The 17,240-nt window shown below is 42.3% G+C and carries 12 protein-coding genes; 2 read left to right on the top strand and 10 right to left on the bottom strand.

Translation table 11 applies throughout. The features are described from left to right. Positions 1-2: 2 nt before the first annotated feature. The 3 genes from CSW98_RS04670 to CSW98_RS04660 all read right to left on the bottom strand — a co-directional run bounded on the left by CSW98_RS04670 (position 3) and on the right by CSW98_RS04660 (position 5,817). Positions 3-2,831 (bottom strand): alpha-L-rhamnosidase, encoded by a 2,829-nt coding sequence (locus CSW98_RS04670; protein WP_100799299.1) that lies wholly within the window; start codon positions 2,829-2,831, stop codon positions 3-5. Between the two features lie 309 nt (positions 2,832-3,140). Further along, positions 3,141-4,391 (bottom strand): glycoside hydrolase family 1 protein, encoded by a 1,251-nt coding sequence (locus tag CSW98_RS04665; RefSeq protein WP_100799298.1) that lies wholly within the window; start codon positions 4,389-4,391, stop codon positions 3,141-3,143. Between the two features lie 103 nt (positions 4,392-4,494). Further along, on the bottom strand, positions 4,495-5,817 hold the full coding sequence (locus CSW98_RS04660; protein WP_157810328.1) for a hypothetical protein: 1,323 nt from the start codon (positions 5,815-5,817) through the stop codon (positions 4,495-4,497). Between the two features lie 516 nt (positions 5,818-6,333). Here CSW98_RS04660 and CSW98_RS04655 point away from each other — a divergent pair. Then, positions 6,334-7,980 (top strand): glycoside hydrolase family 43 protein, encoded by a 1,647-nt coding sequence (locus tag CSW98_RS04655; RefSeq protein WP_100799606.1) that lies wholly within the window; start codon positions 6,334-6,336, stop codon positions 7,978-7,980. A 20-nt stretch (positions 7,981-8,000) separates the two neighbouring features. Further along, the gene (locus CSW98_RS04650; RefSeq protein WP_100799296.1) at positions 8,001-8,915 is read left to right on the top strand and encodes an alpha/beta hydrolase; all 915 of its coding nucleotides are present in this window, start codon (positions 8,001-8,003) and stop codon (positions 8,913-8,915) included. Positions 8,916-8,975: 60 nt separating this feature from the next. On the opposite strand, the gene CSW98_RS04645 is transcribed toward CSW98_RS04650, so the two are convergent. The 7 genes from CSW98_RS04645 to CSW98_RS04615 form a co-directional block, all read right to left on the bottom strand. Further along, positions 8,976-9,923 (bottom strand): nucleoside hydrolase, encoded by a 948-nt coding sequence (locus CSW98_RS04645; RefSeq protein ID WP_100799295.1) that lies wholly within the window; start codon positions 9,921-9,923, stop codon positions 8,976-8,978. Between the two features lie 266 nt (positions 9,924-10,189). After that, a complete protein-coding gene (gene ribB, locus CSW98_RS04640; protein WP_100799294.1) occupies positions 10,190-11,275 on the bottom strand; it encodes a 3,4-dihydroxy-2-butanone-4-phosphate synthase in 1,086 nt (361 codons plus the stop codon). 98 nt (positions 11,276-11,373) lie between these two features. Next, positions 11,374-12,318: a sugar-binding transcriptional regulator gene (locus CSW98_RS04635; protein WP_100799293.1), complete on the bottom strand. Its 945-nt coding sequence runs from the start codon at positions 12,316-12,318 to the stop codon at positions 11,374-11,376. A gap of 192 nt (positions 12,319-12,510) precedes the next feature. Then, positions 12,511-13,929, bottom strand: a complete 1,419-nt coding sequence (locus tag CSW98_RS04630; protein WP_100799292.1) for an L-fucose/L-arabinose isomerase family protein — start codon at positions 13,927-13,929, stop codon at positions 12,511-12,513. Further along, the gene (locus CSW98_RS04625; RefSeq protein WP_100799291.1) at positions 13,929-15,425 is read right to left on the bottom strand and encodes an FGGY family carbohydrate kinase; all 1,497 of its coding nucleotides are present in this window, start codon (positions 15,423-15,425) and stop codon (positions 13,929-13,931) included. The genes CSW98_RS04630 and CSW98_RS04625 overlap by 1 nt, the downstream gene beginning before the upstream one ends. Position 15,426: 1 nt before the next feature. Next, positions 15,427-16,371, bottom strand: a complete 945-nt coding sequence (locus CSW98_RS04620; protein WP_100799290.1) for a transketolase family protein — start codon at positions 16,369-16,371, stop codon at positions 15,427-15,429. Then, positions 16,364-17,194 (bottom strand): transketolase, encoded by an 831-nt coding sequence (locus CSW98_RS04615; protein ID WP_100799289.1) that lies wholly within the window; start codon positions 17,192-17,194, stop codon positions 16,364-16,366. The genes CSW98_RS04620 and CSW98_RS04615 overlap by 8 nt, the downstream gene beginning before the upstream one ends. Positions 17,195-17,240 lie beyond the last annotated feature (46 nt).

The raw sequence follows: 17,240 nt of genomic DNA, 5'->3' as shown, positions 1-17,240 counted from the left end.
GATTACTGAACAACGATTGACGAAATTTCATTATGAATATCGGTTAAAACCTGCTTGTCATGCTTGTAGAACGGTTTATTCGATATAGCAACCAGAGATTCATTTTCCAGCATACCTAAGAAAGGCAGCGCCAAAACATCCGAAATATATTTATCCAATACCGCTTTTGTTGCAGTATTACCCAGCAGCTCACGCATCGGCATATCAATACCATAGTGAGAGATATAATCCCTGACAGGCTGGTAAATAAAGAAGTAGCTACCAGCATTAACGCTCACTACGGTTTCTTTCCCTTGCTGGGTATGAGCCAGTACGTCAGCAGAACTCGTTACCCGGGAAAAATCACCGGCATCAGGAAGATAAATCTCGGCGCTGCAGTCAAACGGAACCGTAACACCCAGTTCGATAGCTCCTTCTTCGGTAATTGCCCAGTTAACCTTGTAGCAACCTGCAGCCGTATCAGATTCCAGGCTGACTTCCCTAAGCCGGTAACTGGGAGCGGGTTTGATAATAGCTTTTCTAAAACCAGTGTGTTCTTCAGACGGATTGAACCCGCATACATCTTTATACAGCCAGTCAATGACTGAGCCCAACGCATAATGGTTAAGAGAATTCATACTGTCATCCGGATGAATGACCCCATCATTGACTGAATCCCAGCGTTCCCAGATACTGGTTGCCCCTTGAGTAACTGGATACAGCCAGCCCGGCTTTTCCGTACTCAGGAAGATTTTGTAAGCAAGTTCATTTAAACCTACTTTAGTCAGAGCACGGCAGAAATATGGTGTACCAACAAAGCCGGTTGTAATTTTAAACTGATCTCTGGCCAGTTTCGCCTCCAGTTCTTTCGCGGCTCTTGGCATAAACTCTGCGGGATAAATATCAAATATAATTGCTAGGATGTAGGCTGTCTGAGTTTCCAGCGCTAACTTCCCGTTTGCAGTCAGATACTCTTTACGCAACTCAGTAAGCACCTGTTCAGAAAGGATTTTATAGTATTCCTGCTCAGTATTCAGCCCCAAAATACCAGCACTTTTGCTGACAATAAGTGCCGAATAATGATAGTAGACAGAGGCAATGAATTTATCTTCAGTCTTACCTTTGAATGTTTTGATATGCGGTTCGTTATCCATCGCCAACCAGTCACCAAAATGGAAGCCGCTGTCCCACAGATATTCAGAACTGTTCTGTGCACTGACCTGTCTCTGAATGTAATCCACCCAGGCTTTCATACTGTAAAACTGCTGTTTCAGAATGCTGCTGTCGCCATAATGTAACCACATATTCCACGGGATAACCGTTGCAGCATCCCCCCAGGCACAACTCCCTGCTTCCAGAACATCAAACATAGGCACAATAAATGGCACGGCTCCATCCATTTTCTCCTGCTCGATAGCCACGTCATACAGATATTTACTCAAGAAAGCATACACATCCATATTACTGCAGGCCGCCGATGAGAAGACCTGAATATCTCCTGTCCACCCCATACGTTCATCCCGCTGCGGACAATCGGTCGGGATATCCAGAAAGTTATCTTTCTGACTGCGGATAACATTACTAATAAACTGGTTAACCAACGGATTAGGTGTTTCCAGTTTAGATATCTGTTTAATATCTGAATAGATGAAACAAGCCCTGAATTGTTTCAAACTTTCCATATCAGTGATACCGGATACCTTCACGTAACGAAATCCATAAAAGGTAAAATGAGGACGAACATCACACTGACGGCCATCAGAAATATAAGTAAACCGGGTCTGTGCTGTGCGTAAATTCCCAGTATAAATATCACCATCTTGCAGGATCTCTGCATAGCGCAGATTAATTTCTGTTCCTGTTTTTTCATTGACCGGGAAAGTAACCCATCCAACAATATTCTGCCCGAAATCAAGAATAGCACTGCCATCTTCACACGACAGGATTTCCACTGGAGCAATTTGTTCGTGAATCACCACCGGCAGGCTTCTACGCGCTTCCAGCCGAGACGTCAGAGATTGAGTACTCAGTTTTGCCGCCGTATAGTGACAAGACTTAGTAGCATCAAACACTTCACCATCATAGATATTATTAGCGCCGATATGGCCATCAGCCACCTGCCAGCTTTCATCCGTGCAAACAACCTCTTCCGTTCCATCTTCATAGGTGATGACCAGCTCTCCGATCAACTCAAAGTCACTCCCGTACTGATCCTTTTTCCCACCATGATTAAATCCGATACGTCCTTTGTACCAGCCGTTACCCAGCATAACCCGAATTTCATTGTCCCCCGGCTGCAAACCGGAAACCTCATAGGTTTGATACTGAATCCACTGATCGTAAGCATTACAGCCAGGAGTAAGGTACTCATTGCCTGCTTTTTCTGCATTTACATACAACTCATACAGGCCGACTCCGGAAAAATAAGCACGAACACTCTTAACAGGAAGCTCCGATAACCGAATCGTTTTAACAAATACCGGCGCTTCAGTAGTCAGATTATCAGGCGTGATCCACTGAGCTTTCCACTCTTCATCCATTTTGGCAGTTTCAAACCATGCCAGATCACTCGTGCATTGATCACCGGCATCACCTTTTACACTCACCCGCCAGAAATAGCGGGTACGAGGCTTCAGTACGATATCCAGTTCATAGCCAATACCAGAAATATCTGCTCTCCAGCCCGTATCATGTTCCATCGTCTGAAAGGATGGATCCACAGAAACTTCAATGCGTACAGACTCCCGGAATTTTGATGATGTTTCAACAACATGGTAAGACAAAACCACTTTATCGAACTGAAAGCCGAGCGGATTGTGGATCTTATTTGTTTGCAGATTGATTATTTTCATAAAAAACTCTTATTCTAACTGATTCTTACGACACTATTCCGGTAAGGCTATGCTGTAGCAGTGAATTCGAATCTTTACTCTTATTACCGGCTACTGTCATTTGCGACATTACAGAATCTTTTCATTGCTAACCTTATCAATCATCAGATTATTTTTTTTCTTTTTTCTTTCAGATTTTTATCATTATTACCCATCTAACTAATTTCGTGAATTAACTCACACTGTCTGCGTCATAATCTCATAAGTAAAAAAAGCGAGTCATCTGACCCGCCATAAACAAAAAATACAAGGATAAGTAATAATCGGTGATCAGAATTGATTTTTTAGAATCATATCTCTGTAGGCATAGGCACTTGCCTTTGGCGTTCTCTCAAAGGTATTACGATCAACAGAGCATAATCCGAACCGCAGACCATACCCATGAATCCACTCAAAATTATCCATTAATGTCCAGTGAATATATCCCAGAACAGGAATACCCTCTTCAACAACATCCATCAGGTGTACCAGTGACTGGCGCAGAAATGTCTCCCGATGATTGTCATTATCCGTTCCCATACCATGCTCGGTAACAAATATCGGCTTTTGTGTTCTTTGATAAACATAAGCGACACAATTAGCCAGAGAAGTGGGATCGATCCAACTGCCGGTAGCATTTTTCATTGCATCATCCGGAACCGGCACAGATCCTTTGTCATCCCACACCACCCGCTCATAATTCTGTATCCCGATAAAATCGGCAAATTCAGCCGCATCAAACCAGTCACCATAACTCTCTTTGCGCTTCTGCTCTAACAGACTGTTTTCACCCAACGGCTGGTCATCCAGCATTGCCAGAGAGAACCCTACCTGCATATCCGGATTATGTTTCTTCAGCGTTTCGCGAGCCACTTTATGACCTTCAATCAGCAATGACATCATCAGTTCAAAATCTTCTCTCCTCGCAACATTAAGACCGGAAAACGTCTTACTGTCGGTTAACTGAGCAGCTTCGTCTAATGTTTTATCCTGGATCTCCCACACTTCTTCAGGCATCCCCATAGCCTTGAGGATTCTGAGAATATTGGGTTCATTGAATGTCATCGCATACTTGATTTTTTTACCAATGTGCTCGCCAATATAATCACAGTAACGGACAAAGAATTGAGAGGCTTCCGGGTTAGTCCAGCCACCTTTACGAGCAAACCAGACAGGATTAGCAAAATGATTCAGTGTTACCACAGGAACCATATTACGGCTTAAACAACCATCAATAATCGCTTCATAGTGCTTTAACATTGCAAGAGAGAAACAACCACATTCAGGCTCAATTCTTGCCCACTCTATTGAAAACCGATAAGCTGTAAAACCCAGTTCTTTCGCCAGATCCAAATCCGTTTCCCACAGCTCAAAACTATTACATGCATCTCCAGACTTGCCGCTGAATATTGAGTGTGGAACATGCTCCATCAGCCATATATCGGCATTAACGTTATTGCCTTCTATCTGGTGTCCAGCACCAGCGGCTCCCCACATAAATTTATCAGAAAAAGCTCTGTTACCTGGCTTATGATTAAACATTTTATTGATCTCCCCCGCTATGGAAATTTTCCTTCGATTTATTATATTTTTTAAATTATGCCAATAGAGACACGCATAAATTTATGCGTGTCTTTCTGCATAGTTAGAATGTATATTTCACCGTTGATACAACAGCTCTACCGTGGCTATCGACAGTCTTTCCATCCACCAGTAACGGTGTATTATCAAAGCCAACTTTAATATTATGATCCCAAGCAATAACCGTCGAAACACTCAGATTCGGTATATTTTCGGGGTGCCATACACCGACAAGTGTAATTTCATCTTCCACCTGATTCTCACCGGCATAAGTAAACATACCAGCACGATAATCCGCACCGACAGTAAATGATGGATTTAAGTCATAAAACGCCATCAATGCAATCATATGCTCATCATCATTATGGTAATCAATAGCATTTCCACTGGTCAGAATATCCTGACTCCCCTGAACACCACCGGTTTCACTGCTTGCCATATTGATTTCATATTTCCCAAACCCATCATCTCGATTAGCTTCCGTATAATAATAAGCAATCTTGGCAAACCCTGAATCATAGTAGAAATCAGCATCTAAAGAGTAGATAACCGCATAGTCATCAAACATTCTGTCACTGGAATCCATTGCTTTATAATTCGATAACGCCTCTTCATATAAAACTGTAGCCGTTATTTTAGCTGGACCCACCCAGCTATCAGGGCCTAAGGAGTGAGAATAACGGAATTGCTGCTTTCTTAAATAATCCTGACTTTCGGTAATATAATACCGATAAGAATCGGCCCCATTTTTGTAGGTCGCATCCGCTGTAACCATATAATCAATATCTTCCCCATCCGCGGTAAGAAAATCAGCATCTTCAATTTCATCACTGTCAGAATAGGCCAGAAGATAACCTAGCTTGATATCCCATTGTTCCGATTTAATCTCTGACGTAATACTTTTATAAGAACTGGTTGCAGCATTGTCTTCCGCACTGGTACCGCCATATTCTTTCAAAGTGCGTCGCCCTTCAAACAGCTCAACAGAGAAGTCATTGATCATAAATTTTTGTTTGAGAACTGCCTGAGGCAACTTAGTAAATCCTACCGGGTCACCATTACTGTCTGCTCTCACTACTTCACGAGTAGCAAATCCCTCCCCTTGAGGGCCAATTGGATCTACCGCATACAGATCCAGATCAAAACCAAAATGATCATTATAATATCCGGACTTATAGGCGACCTTACCTGACTGAGCCCAGGTACTCTGATTATAATCAGACCAGCCAGATTCATCACTGCCAAACCCATATTTATCAGAATTCAGATAAATATAATCCATTCGATAAGTAAAGCTAAGATCACCATCCTGAATAAATTTATCAAAATCAGCATTGGCATACGATAATGCAGGACACATAGCTAAAACTAGTAACGCTCTTTTCATAAGAACCCCTTGATTGTTATCACATAGATTGTACTTTATTTTTATAAGATTTGTTTATTATTATTAGACAATAAGAATTCCTATCTTTAATAAAAGACAGACAATAAACTCAACTGCTAATGCTTAAATATAAATAAACAGATAACACGAAAATAATTTATTGTTTAACTTGACCTCCATCCATATTTTTATCATGTATTTTTATTATATCGATAGCCAAGAAGCGTATTGTCCTTTTTTTTTCACTTTTTTATCATTTTCTATCATAATCAGTAACTGTGAGAACAATCACAACACGAGGCACGTTCGTGATCATAATCACAGATTAAATCTATTTTATTTATTGTGCTATGGATAAATAATGTCACTTCCAGCCTTTGCCTGCATTAGCTGGCTAATTTATTAACAATCTTTATTAAGAAGATTTATTAAAAACCTGAACAGTTTTATGAAAAAAATCATATATATCATTGATACTCTATGATTCATGAATGTCTTACTTATAAGTCTGCCAATATGAATAACATAAATCCAATTCTGCCCGGGTTTTATCCAGATCCATCAATCTGCCGGGTTAATGATGACTACTATTTGATTACTTCTAGCTTTGCATTCTTTCCCGGAATTCCTATTTTCCATAGTAAAGACCTGGTCAACTGGACACAGCTAGGCCATGTACTAGAGCGTCCAAGTCAACTGAACCTTGATGGCAGCAATTATTCTGGCGGCATATTTGCACCAACAATCCGTCACCATGACGGTATATTCTATGTCATTACTACCAATATGACATATGGAGGGAATTTTCTCGTTTATTCCAAAAACCCATCCGGACCATGGAGTGATCCTGTCTGGCTACCAGACGCACCGGGAATCGACCCTTCTCTATTTTTTGATGATGATGGCCGGGTATATGTCACCGGAACCCGAACAAAGAAAGATGCACAATATTTTGGTGATCACGAAATATGGATACAGGAACTCGATCTTTTATCACTAACACTCATCGGAACGCAGAAGGTCTTGTGGGATGGGGCAATGAAAAATGCCATGTTTGTAGAGGCTCCCCATCTCTATAAAAGAGATGAATATTATTATCTGATGATTTCTGAAGGAGGAACCGAACAGTATCATTCAATAACTATTGCCCGCAGTAATAACATCATGGGTAAATATATTTCTAATCCAGCCAATCCTATATTGACTCACCGTCACTTAGGAAAATCACATCCCATCACCAATATTGGACATGGTGATCTTATCCAAACATCAAAAAACGACTGGTATATGGTTACTTTAGGATGCCGTCCCTGCCATGGTTCAATTAATCTTGGCAGGGAAACATTTATTACCGATGTTATCTGGGAAGATGGATGGCCAGTTATTGCTCCCGGGATAGGTTGCGTAAACCTTTTCTTGGATAAAGATACACCTCTCCCCGCAAAGGCTTACATTGACTATCCGCGGGATACTTTTGCCAGTAGAGAACTTAGCAATGAGTGGAATTTTATAAGAACCCCCCGCGTTCCTTTTTGGTATTTCGAAAACAAACAGAATGGGATAACGATAAAACTAAAAACACAAACATTGCTCGACCATTTAACTTGTCCATCTTTTGAATATAAAAAACACACAGATAAAACGACTTTTATTGATGATTGTCCAGCATTTATAGGCCGACGTATTCAACATCATAGCTATTCAGTTATAAGCCATATTGTATTCACCCCTGAAAGTATGGATGAAGAAGCCGGTATAGCTATTGTTCAGAATTCAAATCATCAGTTTAGATACTATATAACTCGAGAAAGCGGTAGCACGATTCTTGTATTAGTTAAATGCTATTCAAAAAGAAATCTGAATTCTGACACTCATGATTTTAACTATAAAAATATAGAAAAAGAGCTGGCAAAAGTTCCGTTTGACGGAGATGAACTAAGTCTTTCTGTTAATGTTACTGATGGTATATATGACTTTTACTACACAGAAAAAAACTCTGAGAAAAAAATGCTCACGGGGAGTATTGATTCCAAATTTCTTAGTGTTGGAGCTGCCGGTGGTTTTGTTGGAAATTATATTGGATTATATGCAACCAGTAACAATATGGTCAGTTCTAATACCGCCAGATTCGAATTCTTCGAATATAAGCCAACATATTCATAACTCAATACAAGGAAAATATAATGTCAAAATCCGAACTTTACCAGATCCATACTCCGGTTTTACTCTATCCTGACGGATCTCCGTCACTGGATAACTGGCCCGGAAAACTGGAACATCCTGTAGCAGAAAGCATCACTCCTGATGGAGAGATGATCTACAATATTACTCAACCATCACTGACTGCTTACCTGCCCGTTCCCGAAAAAAATACCGGTACAGCCGTATTAATTGCACCCGGAGGGGCATTTCGCCTGCTGTCTATTTATTCAGAAGGTACACAGGTAGCAGAATGGCTGGCAGAACGAGGTATTGCTGCCTTTGTCCTAAAATATCGTCTTGTTCATCTACGCGATGAACACATACAAGAGCTTGTTTTTCCACGCATGGATGAATTTCCTATGTCTGTTGCCGGCCAGCCGGCTATTGAAGATGGCTTCCGAGCCCTTGAACTTATTCGCCAGAATGCATCCCGATATGCTATCAATCCGGACAACGTCGCTGCAATCGGCTTTTCCGCTGGCGCAAATCTGGTGTCGAACTTAGGCATAGCAGCAGAAACGACAGCAAGACCAGACTATGTTGCCTCTATCTACGGTGCTCCAGCCTTTCATGTTGGCAGCCAGCCCGATTTACCGCCAGCAGATAGCGAACAGGCTTTGCCACCATTTTTCTTAGCATTCGCTCAGAATGACCGCTTAGTCGGTACCGATGTCAGAGATTTTTATACCAGCTTACTGAGTGCCGGCTATTTTCCGGAAGCGCATTTTTATGTGAATGGAGACCACGGATTTGGTATGCATAAACAAGGTACGACAAGCGATCATTTTATCGAACAGTTTTATCACTGGCTGCAGACTTTGGGATTAACACAAAAACCCGGCGAGCCGGAACATTATGTAAAACCACCATTTGATTATCCAATACTAGAAAATTAAATGGTGGATATATAACCGGCAGGTTCTGGCGTTACTTAAAATACCATGTCAATACCTGCCTTATTCACCATAGTGATAACGTATTTTTGTAAACATATCTTCAAGGATAACCCGACTGTCAATGCTATGGTGTACACGAATTGTACGTTCTTCACCCACAAATTCTCCGTAACTTCCATCTGAATTCAGAAACTGAGCTGGTCTTATTTCACTATTTTTGAGCTGCGGCGTAATAAGCACTCCAACAGCAGGATTATCCCCCAGAGACCACCCTTCTCCCGAACGAATTATCATTGTTTTTGCTGCCTTACTACTGTTCCTGGCAAAAGGAAGAGCATCAAAACCTGAGGCACATTCAAGATCGCTGACACGAAGTAAATTATCAACCAGATAACGACCAATATTTCCGCATGGTCTTACTCTGTCAAATAACTCATGGAAAGAAACTTCCATCATGGTATAAGCCGTCAGAGGAATCTGCCATAATTCCATCTGTGAACCCATAATAATATTCACAGCATTAATATCATTAGCAGAATTAAAGTCCATATGTCCTTTCGGATAGGGTCCGCCACCAATCCATACAGCAAGTAGTTTATCCTGAATATCTGGGTTAATTAAATATGCAGAAGCTAAATTGGTAATTGCACCAATATTAAGTACAAATAATGGACGTTCATCAATTTTTAAAGCTTCTTCTACGATAAATTTTGCACCGTCAGATATTTTCGCTGTATTTGTATTGGCCAGAGCCTCTTCTGCTCCTCTAAAAACCGGAATTTTATCTTCCAATTCCATTAAAGTCAGAATTCTGATAATCTCATCGTAGCTTTTCTCCATGCTGCCATTTTCTCCGAATTGCTCAGCAATAATGCCAACCACATCGAATTTAGGCGTTAATAATGCATGTACAATAGCAAATTGATCGTCACCTTCTGCATAAGCATCTGTATCAATGATTACTCTTACTTTTTTATTGTCTGGTACTTTATACAAGTGCGGTTTCATAACTATCCTTCGAACATAATCATATGTAAAATAATAAATTCTCACAATAATATTGTATACATATCAAGGCCTGATTCTTCTTATTATAGACCTCTTTTTTATTATTATAATTCAAATTAATTTTCACTACAGGCAGATAAAAAATCAATAATAATATTTAACAATCTATGTGATGTTGAATTTTTCCGGGCAAGAAATTAATTTTCTTATCCTATAAGAATATATATACCATCTCACTAATCATTATTAGTGAGATGGATAATCATTTATTGTTTAATATATTCAATTACTTCCAGACCAAACCCTGAGAGAGAATGATAATGTTTAACAGAAGATGATAATAACTTTATTTTTCCCACTCCAAGATCCTGCAGGATCCGTGAACCAATACCAACTTCCTGAGAACGAGTCGGTGCAACAGGTTTATTGACTATCTCTGGGGCAAAAATATCAATATTTCCCTGAGGCAATACTTTACTGATAAAGACAAAGACACCACCTTCATCAGCAATTTTCTTCAATGCCGAAGTCATCGACCAGTTACTGCTCTTAACATGAAAAAGGTCAACCCATGTATTTAATGTATGGACACGAACTAGCGTCGGTTCTGCTTTGCAGATATCCATACCAGATTGCGTCATAGCATAATGATAACAGCCATCGATCGAGTCCTGATATGTCACCAAATCAAATATGCCAAACTCAGTCTCTAACTGTTGCTCTCTGACCCGTGTTACGACAGACTCAGTCTCTAAACGATATTTAATCAGATCAGCGATAGTTCCAAGCTTGATACCGTGCTGCTTTGCAAACTCTTCTAACTGTGGGCGACGAGCCATAGTACCGTCAGGATTAAGCACCTCAACAATCGCACACGCAGGCTCCAGACCAGCCAGACGAGCCAGGTCACACCCGGCTTCGGTGTGCCCGGCACGAACCAGTACACCACCTTCACGAGCAATGATCGGAAAAACATGACCCGGAGAAACTAAATCAGCAGCCTTTGCATTCACAGCAACAGCGGCTGCAATGGTCATCGCACGGTCGGCAGCAGAGATACCTGTAGATACACCTTCTGCCGCCTCAATGGATACCGTAAAGTTAGTGCCAAACTGTTCCGTATTATGTTTTACCATAGGAGCCAGATTAAGGCTTCGAGCCCGCGCTTCCGTTATAGTCAGGCAAATTAGCCCTCTGCCCTCTTTTGCCATAAAGTTAATATGTTCCGCCGTTATTTTTTCAGCAGCAATCAGTATATCCCCTTCATTCTCTCTGTCTTCGTCATCCATAAGGATAACCATCTTACCGAGGCGAATATCTTCGATAATATCTTCAATTCTATCCAGTTGCATAAAAACTCATTTCCCGTGCAGCAATAACCTGCTGCATTACCATTTCAACTAATTAAACAGATACACCACTAAGATTTTATCCTGCTGTTTCACTCATATCAGAGTAATTGTACTGCTGTATGACAATCAACAATCAAGATGTCCACATATCCACCATTAAGAGCACCTTTAATTGCCTGTGTTTTTTCAAGACCACCAGCAAGTGCGACAACTCTGGGACAATGTTTAACCAGCTCCAGTTCCATGCCGATAACAGGATCTTCATCGGGAGAAAGTACTGGTTTGCCATTGATATCAAAATAATGCAGACAAATATCTCCAACAGCTCCCCGCTTCGCCAATTCTTCTAACATTTCTTCTTGATAGTAGTTACCTGAAGTTTTTAGTAATTGTGACGGCTCTAACATCCCTATTCCCATCAGAGCAATATCTACCCGACCGAACATATTCACTACCGAGCTGACTTCTTCAGTACTAAGCAGACTATTTTTATAATCTACTGTTCGTTCAATACTCTGTGATGGCAGCAGATAAGGTTTACAATTAAGCAATCCGGCCAGCGAGTGAGTTAACATGGATGCTTGTGCATTGCCATTAATACCAACACCACCCAGCAGCTGTACCACACCTTCGGCTTTTATGCTTAAAGGATGTAATTGCTCAACCATTTCACGAATAGTTCCACTCCAGGAAGAAACCCCAACTAACGCATTAGCAGGCAACGATGTCTGTAGATAATGAGCAGCAGCTGAACCAATAGCACGTTTAATCTGGCTGTCATCGGAGTCTTTAGCAACATCAACAACAATAGCCTGTGCCAACGAATACTGGTTTTGCAACCGGGATTCAATATCAAGGTACACATTACTCGGCTGAACAATACTAATTTTGACAATACCTTCCTTAGTACAACGAGATAAAGCACGAGAAACAAAGGACTGTGACAAATCAAGCTGTTTAGCTATTTCTGACTGTTTTTTACTTTCGTCATAATACAGCGTAGCAATCTTCACCAATAAACGTTGCTCATCGCGCTTTAACATATTCACCTTCAAACAATTTGTACAATTAACACCAGACTCTGGTAAGTATATTCAGCTTCGCATATAAATTCATCACTATTGAGAATAAAAAAGGCTGATCCGGGTATATGATCAGCCAAACTCAACGCTACCAAACCAATTTAAGTGCCAGAGTATCTTTCTTTTCCTAAAGTCAGCGGCTCTTATCTTAAATTAACTGTGCTGATAACAATCGACACCCAAATACTTAGTAAATGCTTCATACAATACATCACCCGTAGCAGAATGATTCAAAGCAACATGATGCTCAAAACCTTCTGTACAGATATGGGCAAGAAGCCCCTCCAGCGCGTTAACCTGTACCACCGCCCGGCACCCCACAGTATCCAGCTCATCATCCACAAAACGGCCTTCTCCGACATACGCTTTCACTTTGCCGGAAAAATCATCAGTAGACAGACGGAAATAAGTAAGAGGGCCAGCTTTCATTCGTCCGTTAATCGCACCACAAGTGTTACCACAACCTACCGTAGTACCAATAATATCGGCCGTACTCATGAACGGGTTATCCAACTCTGATGTTGCGAAGTTGCCGCAGTGGAACAATACACACTTATCACGATCATCACCAAAGTTATTGTTCCAGTCAGCGATGGAGGCTGGCTTCTGAGAAGCCATAGATAATGCGTACATTGACAGAGCCCCCATCACATCCACTTCGCAAGCGCTAGGAATCAGTTGACCAGACATTACACTCATAATTGAGCAGACATTCACACCCAAAGTCTGCTGCAGCGACGTCCAGCACTGAATAGCCGTTGTATCTATGTCGTTTTCAGTGATCCACTGGCTAATCACCACAAACAGTTTCGCCATGATAATAAGCTTATCTTCAGCAATATCTTTCGTATCTGCATTAGCTTTCAGCAGTACTAATTTTTCATTGATCCGCAAATCATCATCTTTTATGTTATTCACACTGGTGAAAATCTCAGACAGGTCAATGGTCTCAACCGTGATCCCCATACGTTCCAGCATTTTTTCACTATAACGAACCGTGTTAAAGCTGGATGGACGAGCACCAATCGCCCCGACACGACAACCTTTCATATTATCGACCACGCGACAGATATTTTCGAACTTCGCCAAATCCTGCTTAAAGATATCGCTACTCAGTTCACACACATGCTGAGTAGTTAGTGTGTAAGGAATTCCGTACTGACGCAGGTTATTACACAGAGAAATTTTACCGCAGAAGCTGTCACGTCGGGTTGCCAATCCCATTTTATCCAGAGAATCCGCTTCCGCCTGAATAAGAACCGGAACGTTCATACCAGCCATACGAAGTGAATCGGCGACGGCCTTCTCATCACCAAAATTAGGCAATGCAACCACTACCCCCTGAATTTCATTCTTATATTCTTTCAACATTTCTGCCGCAACTTTGGCGTCCTGATATGTTTCAACACCACCATACGGTGTTTGCTTGTCCGTCAGCATAATAGCCCGGATACCCATCTCTTCAAAAAGAGTTTGGATCTGTTGACGCGCTTCATCCAGAAGATAACTTGGAAAAAAATTCCGGTTACCGAATAAAACGGCAAGAGTGGTTTGTTCTAGTGTACTTTTCATTATAAGACCTCTGTGTTATTGGAGCGGAAGCGGGCTCTTTCGACAGCAAGCTTCCAGGCTTGGTAGTTTTTATAAGCTAACCTTGTATCTGAATTCGGAATAATCACTTCACTCGGAGGCAACAGACTGGACAGTACTGCATAATCCGGCCACCAACCTATAGCTTTACCGGCCAGAAATGCCGCCCCCAGTGCAGACACTTCTGCAATATCTCTTTTTACAATCCGCTTCTGCAGTACATCAGCCTGAAACTGCATAAGTTGATGGTTCTTGGTTGGACCACCATCAACTGACAGCTCATTTAATTCCATATCTACCGATGCTTCCATCGCAAATAACAGATCCGCGACCTGATAGACAACCGATTCAAATGCAGCCCGGGCAATATGAGCCGGCGTCACCGCATCAGTTAGCCCGGTGATGAGTCCACGGGCTTTGGCATCCCAGTGCGGTGCGCCTAGCCCTGCCAGAGCAGGCACAAAGAACACCCCATTAGTATCCTCAACAGACCAGGCAAGTTCACTCAACTTATCAATATCCGTATAACCCAGCATGTTAGAGATAAACTTAATTGCTGAGCCGGTATGCGTAATATTTCCTTCCATTGCCAGACTTGGTGTCCCATCATCCCAAGCAACTGTTGAGCAAACACCAAAATCTGCTTCCGGTTGTTTATCAATGCGCACCATCAACGAACTGCCCGTACCATACGTCGCTTTGACTACTCCGGGGTTAAACCCACCCTGTCCATATAGCGCTGCGTGAGAGTCACCGGCCTGAGCCAGTACCGGAATATCATCAGCAATAAAACCAAGTCCCGATGTCTTCCCACGCAGACCACTTGACGGAATCACTTCCGGCAGGCACTCCACCGGTATTTCAAACAGTTCCAGTAGCAGAGGATCCCATTCGAAGGTATTAATATTAAATAACTGGTATCGGGATGCATTTGATGCATCAGTAACAAATTGCCGTCCGCCAGTTAATTTCCACACTAACCAGGTGTCAATCGTCCCGGCACAGAGTTCACCATTGGCAGCCCTATCCGCTCCATTGTCCAGACTGGATAACAGCCAGTTAATTTTAGAAGCCGGGTAAAGTGGATCGATGACAGAGCCGGTTAATTGCTTAACCTGTTCCGCCTGCGGTTTTTCTGCAATACGCTCGCATATCTCTTCCGAACGCCGGCACTGCCAACTAGCCAGAGACGTCAGAGCCTTACCTGTTTTTCTATCCCAGATCAGTACCGATTCACGCTGATTACTGATCGCAATCCCCGCTAGCTTGTTATCCGGAATCTGAGCAATACACTGCCGGATCGCCCGTTGTGTTGCCTGCCAGATGGCTTCAGGGTCTTGTTCGGCCCATCCCGCTTTTGGATGAGTGAGCACTACCGGCTCACTTCCCTTTGCAAGAACTTTCCCATCCTGGCTCACAGCAATGGCTTTCGCGTTGGTAGTGCCTTCATCAATAGCTAAAATAAAAGGCTGAGCCATATTAATGTTCCTTAATGAGACTATGTGCCTGTGCAACAATTCCGTCTGCGTCCAGACCGTGATATGCACGCAGCGATTTACGATCCGCAGCTAACGCATAGCCACCGTCCTGAATACCCTGTCTTTTCAGTTTGGTATTCGTACCGTACTCAGCAATAACTTCCGCGACCAGAGCGCCGACACCACCGTTGACGTTATGTTCTTCTACGGTAATGGCGTATTGTATTCCAGATAATTTATTGGCCAAATCCGCGACATTACATGGACGGATAGAAGCAAGACAGATGACTTTCACAGAGACACCTTCTTTCTCCAGCCGCTCTGCGGCATCACACACTTCATGCATGACTGAACCCATTCCGATCAGTGCAATATCAGTACCATCAGAAAGTTGGTCGATCTGTCCGGGATTAAATGTATAGCCGTCCTCAAATACTTCCGGCAACTCTTTACCATCCATTCGAATATAAACCGGGCCGACTTTATCTATTGCATAATCAATAATCTGACGGCACTGCATCGGACTTGCCGGAGCATAAATCTCTATATTGCCGAACCCCCGCATTATACTGATATCATCGATACTGTGATGTGTACTGGCTAACGGTCCATAGCTGGCTCCTGAGTTCAGACCAAACAGCTTAACGTTCGTGTTGTTATAGCAAACATCAACTTTGACTTGCTCATTGGCACGTGAAATAAGAAATGGTGCGGCATTACAGGTCACTGCTACCTTTCCTCCCAAGGCCAAACCAGCGGCTGCACCGATGAGAGTCTGTTCTGCAATCCCCACATTAATAAGACGGTCAGGAAATTCTTTAACAAATGGCGCAATTTTAGCTGTTGAGGTCGAATCAGCAACAACAGGAACCAAATCGATCCCCCGGTTAACTGCAGAAATAAACCGCTCAACCATGATATTTGCAAAATGTTCAGCCTTACGCATAGTTCAGTTCCTCCAGTGCCAGGTTAACTTCTTCACCTTTAGGTACACGATGATGCCATTCCGGACGTCCCTGAATAAATGAAACTCCGGCTCCTTTTATTGTGTTGGCTATTACAACATGCGGTTTACCTTCTGGCTTTAGGCCTTCCAGCGTTGTAACCACTGATTCAACATCATTTCCTTCACATAGAGAGACTTGCATACCAAATGCTTCCCACTTTTTATCCAGAGGATCGGTTTTCATAATATCGTTGGTAAAGCCCGCCAACTGAAGTTTGTTCTTATCATTAATAATTATCAGGTTATCCAGTTTATAGTGGGCAGCAACAAGAGCTGCTTCCCAATTACTGCCTTCAGCCAGTTCACCATCACCAGTAACCACATAGATTTTCCGCTTACTGCCACTTTTTTTTGCCGCCAGAGCAAGCCCTACCGCAACAGGCAGACCATGTCCCAGTGCACCGGTATTTAGCTCAACACCTGGTGTTTTATGTCTGACGGGGTGACCCGGTAATTTGGAATCAGCATGCTGATACGTCGGTAACCAATCTACAGGGAAATAACCAGCCTCAGCCAGACAGCAGTAATAACCGCCAGCAGCATGTCCCTTCGACTGAATATAAATATCACGCTCTGGATCATCGAGACGATCCGGTGCACAGTTGAGCACCCGGAAGTATAGCGATGTGACTATATCTACCTGAGATAAATCGGCTCCGGTATGCCCGCCAGCCGGACTTTCCGAGTTCAATACCACAATTCGCTTACGAATATCGGTGGCTTTTGTCTTTAGTTCATCAATTGATAAACGATACGGATTCATAACAACCTCCAATATATTCAATGCTGAATATATATTCAAACAAGGC

This window comes from Vibrio sp. HA2012 (assembly GCF_002812955.1).
In the GTDB taxonomy this organism is placed as follows: domain Bacteria; phylum Pseudomonadota; class Gammaproteobacteria; order Enterobacterales; family Vibrionaceae; genus Vibrio.
Note: the sequence above shows the minus strand (reverse complement) of the source record. Positions and strands in the feature narration are given on the sequence as shown.

What these genes read in the sequence shown, in the direction of transcription:
- CSW98_RS04665 (WP_100799298.1), bottom strand. Translation starts at nt 4,391, where the DNA reads ATGTTTAATCATAAGCCAGGTAACAGAGCTTTTTCTGATAAATTTATG.
- CSW98_RS04615 (WP_100799289.1), bottom strand. Translation starts at nt 17,194, where the DNA reads ATGAATCCGTATCGTTTATCAATTGATGAACTAAAGACAAAAGCCACC.
- CSW98_RS04670 (WP_100799299.1), bottom strand. Translation starts at nt 2,831, where the DNA reads ATGAAAATAATCAATCTGCAAACAAATAAGATCCACAATCCGCTCGGC.
- CSW98_RS04645 (WP_100799295.1), bottom strand. Translation starts at nt 9,923, where the DNA reads ATGAAACCGCACTTGTATAAAGTACCAGACAATAAAAAAGTAAGAGTA.
- ribB (WP_100799294.1), bottom strand. Translation starts at nt 11,275, where the DNA reads ATGCAACTGGATAGAATTGAAGATATTATCGAAGATATTCGCCTCGGT.
- CSW98_RS04630 (WP_100799292.1), bottom strand. Translation starts at nt 13,929, where the DNA reads ATGAAAAGTACACTAGAACAAACCACTCTTGCCGTTTTATTCGGTAAC.
- CSW98_RS04650 (WP_100799296.1), top strand. Translation starts at nt 8,001, where the DNA reads ATGTCAAAATCCGAACTTTACCAGATCCATACTCCGGTTTTACTCTAT.
- CSW98_RS04635 (WP_100799293.1), bottom strand. Translation starts at nt 12,318, where the DNA reads ATGTTAAAGCGCGATGAGCAACGTTTATTGGTGAAGATTGCTACGCTG.
- CSW98_RS04625 (WP_100799291.1), bottom strand. Translation starts at nt 15,425, where the DNA reads ATGGCTCAGCCTTTTATTTTAGCTATTGATGAAGGCACTACCAACGCG.
- CSW98_RS04620 (WP_100799290.1), bottom strand. Translation starts at nt 16,371, where the DNA reads ATGCGTAAGGCTGAACATTTTGCAAATATCATGGTTGAGCGGTTTATT.
- CSW98_RS04660 (WP_157810328.1), bottom strand. Translation starts at nt 5,817, where the DNA reads ATGAAAAGAGCGTTACTAGTTTTAGCTATGTGTCCTGCATTATCGTAT.
- CSW98_RS04655 (WP_100799606.1), top strand. Translation starts at nt 6,334, where the DNA reads ATGAATAACATAAATCCAATTCTGCCCGGGTTTTATCCAGATCCATCA.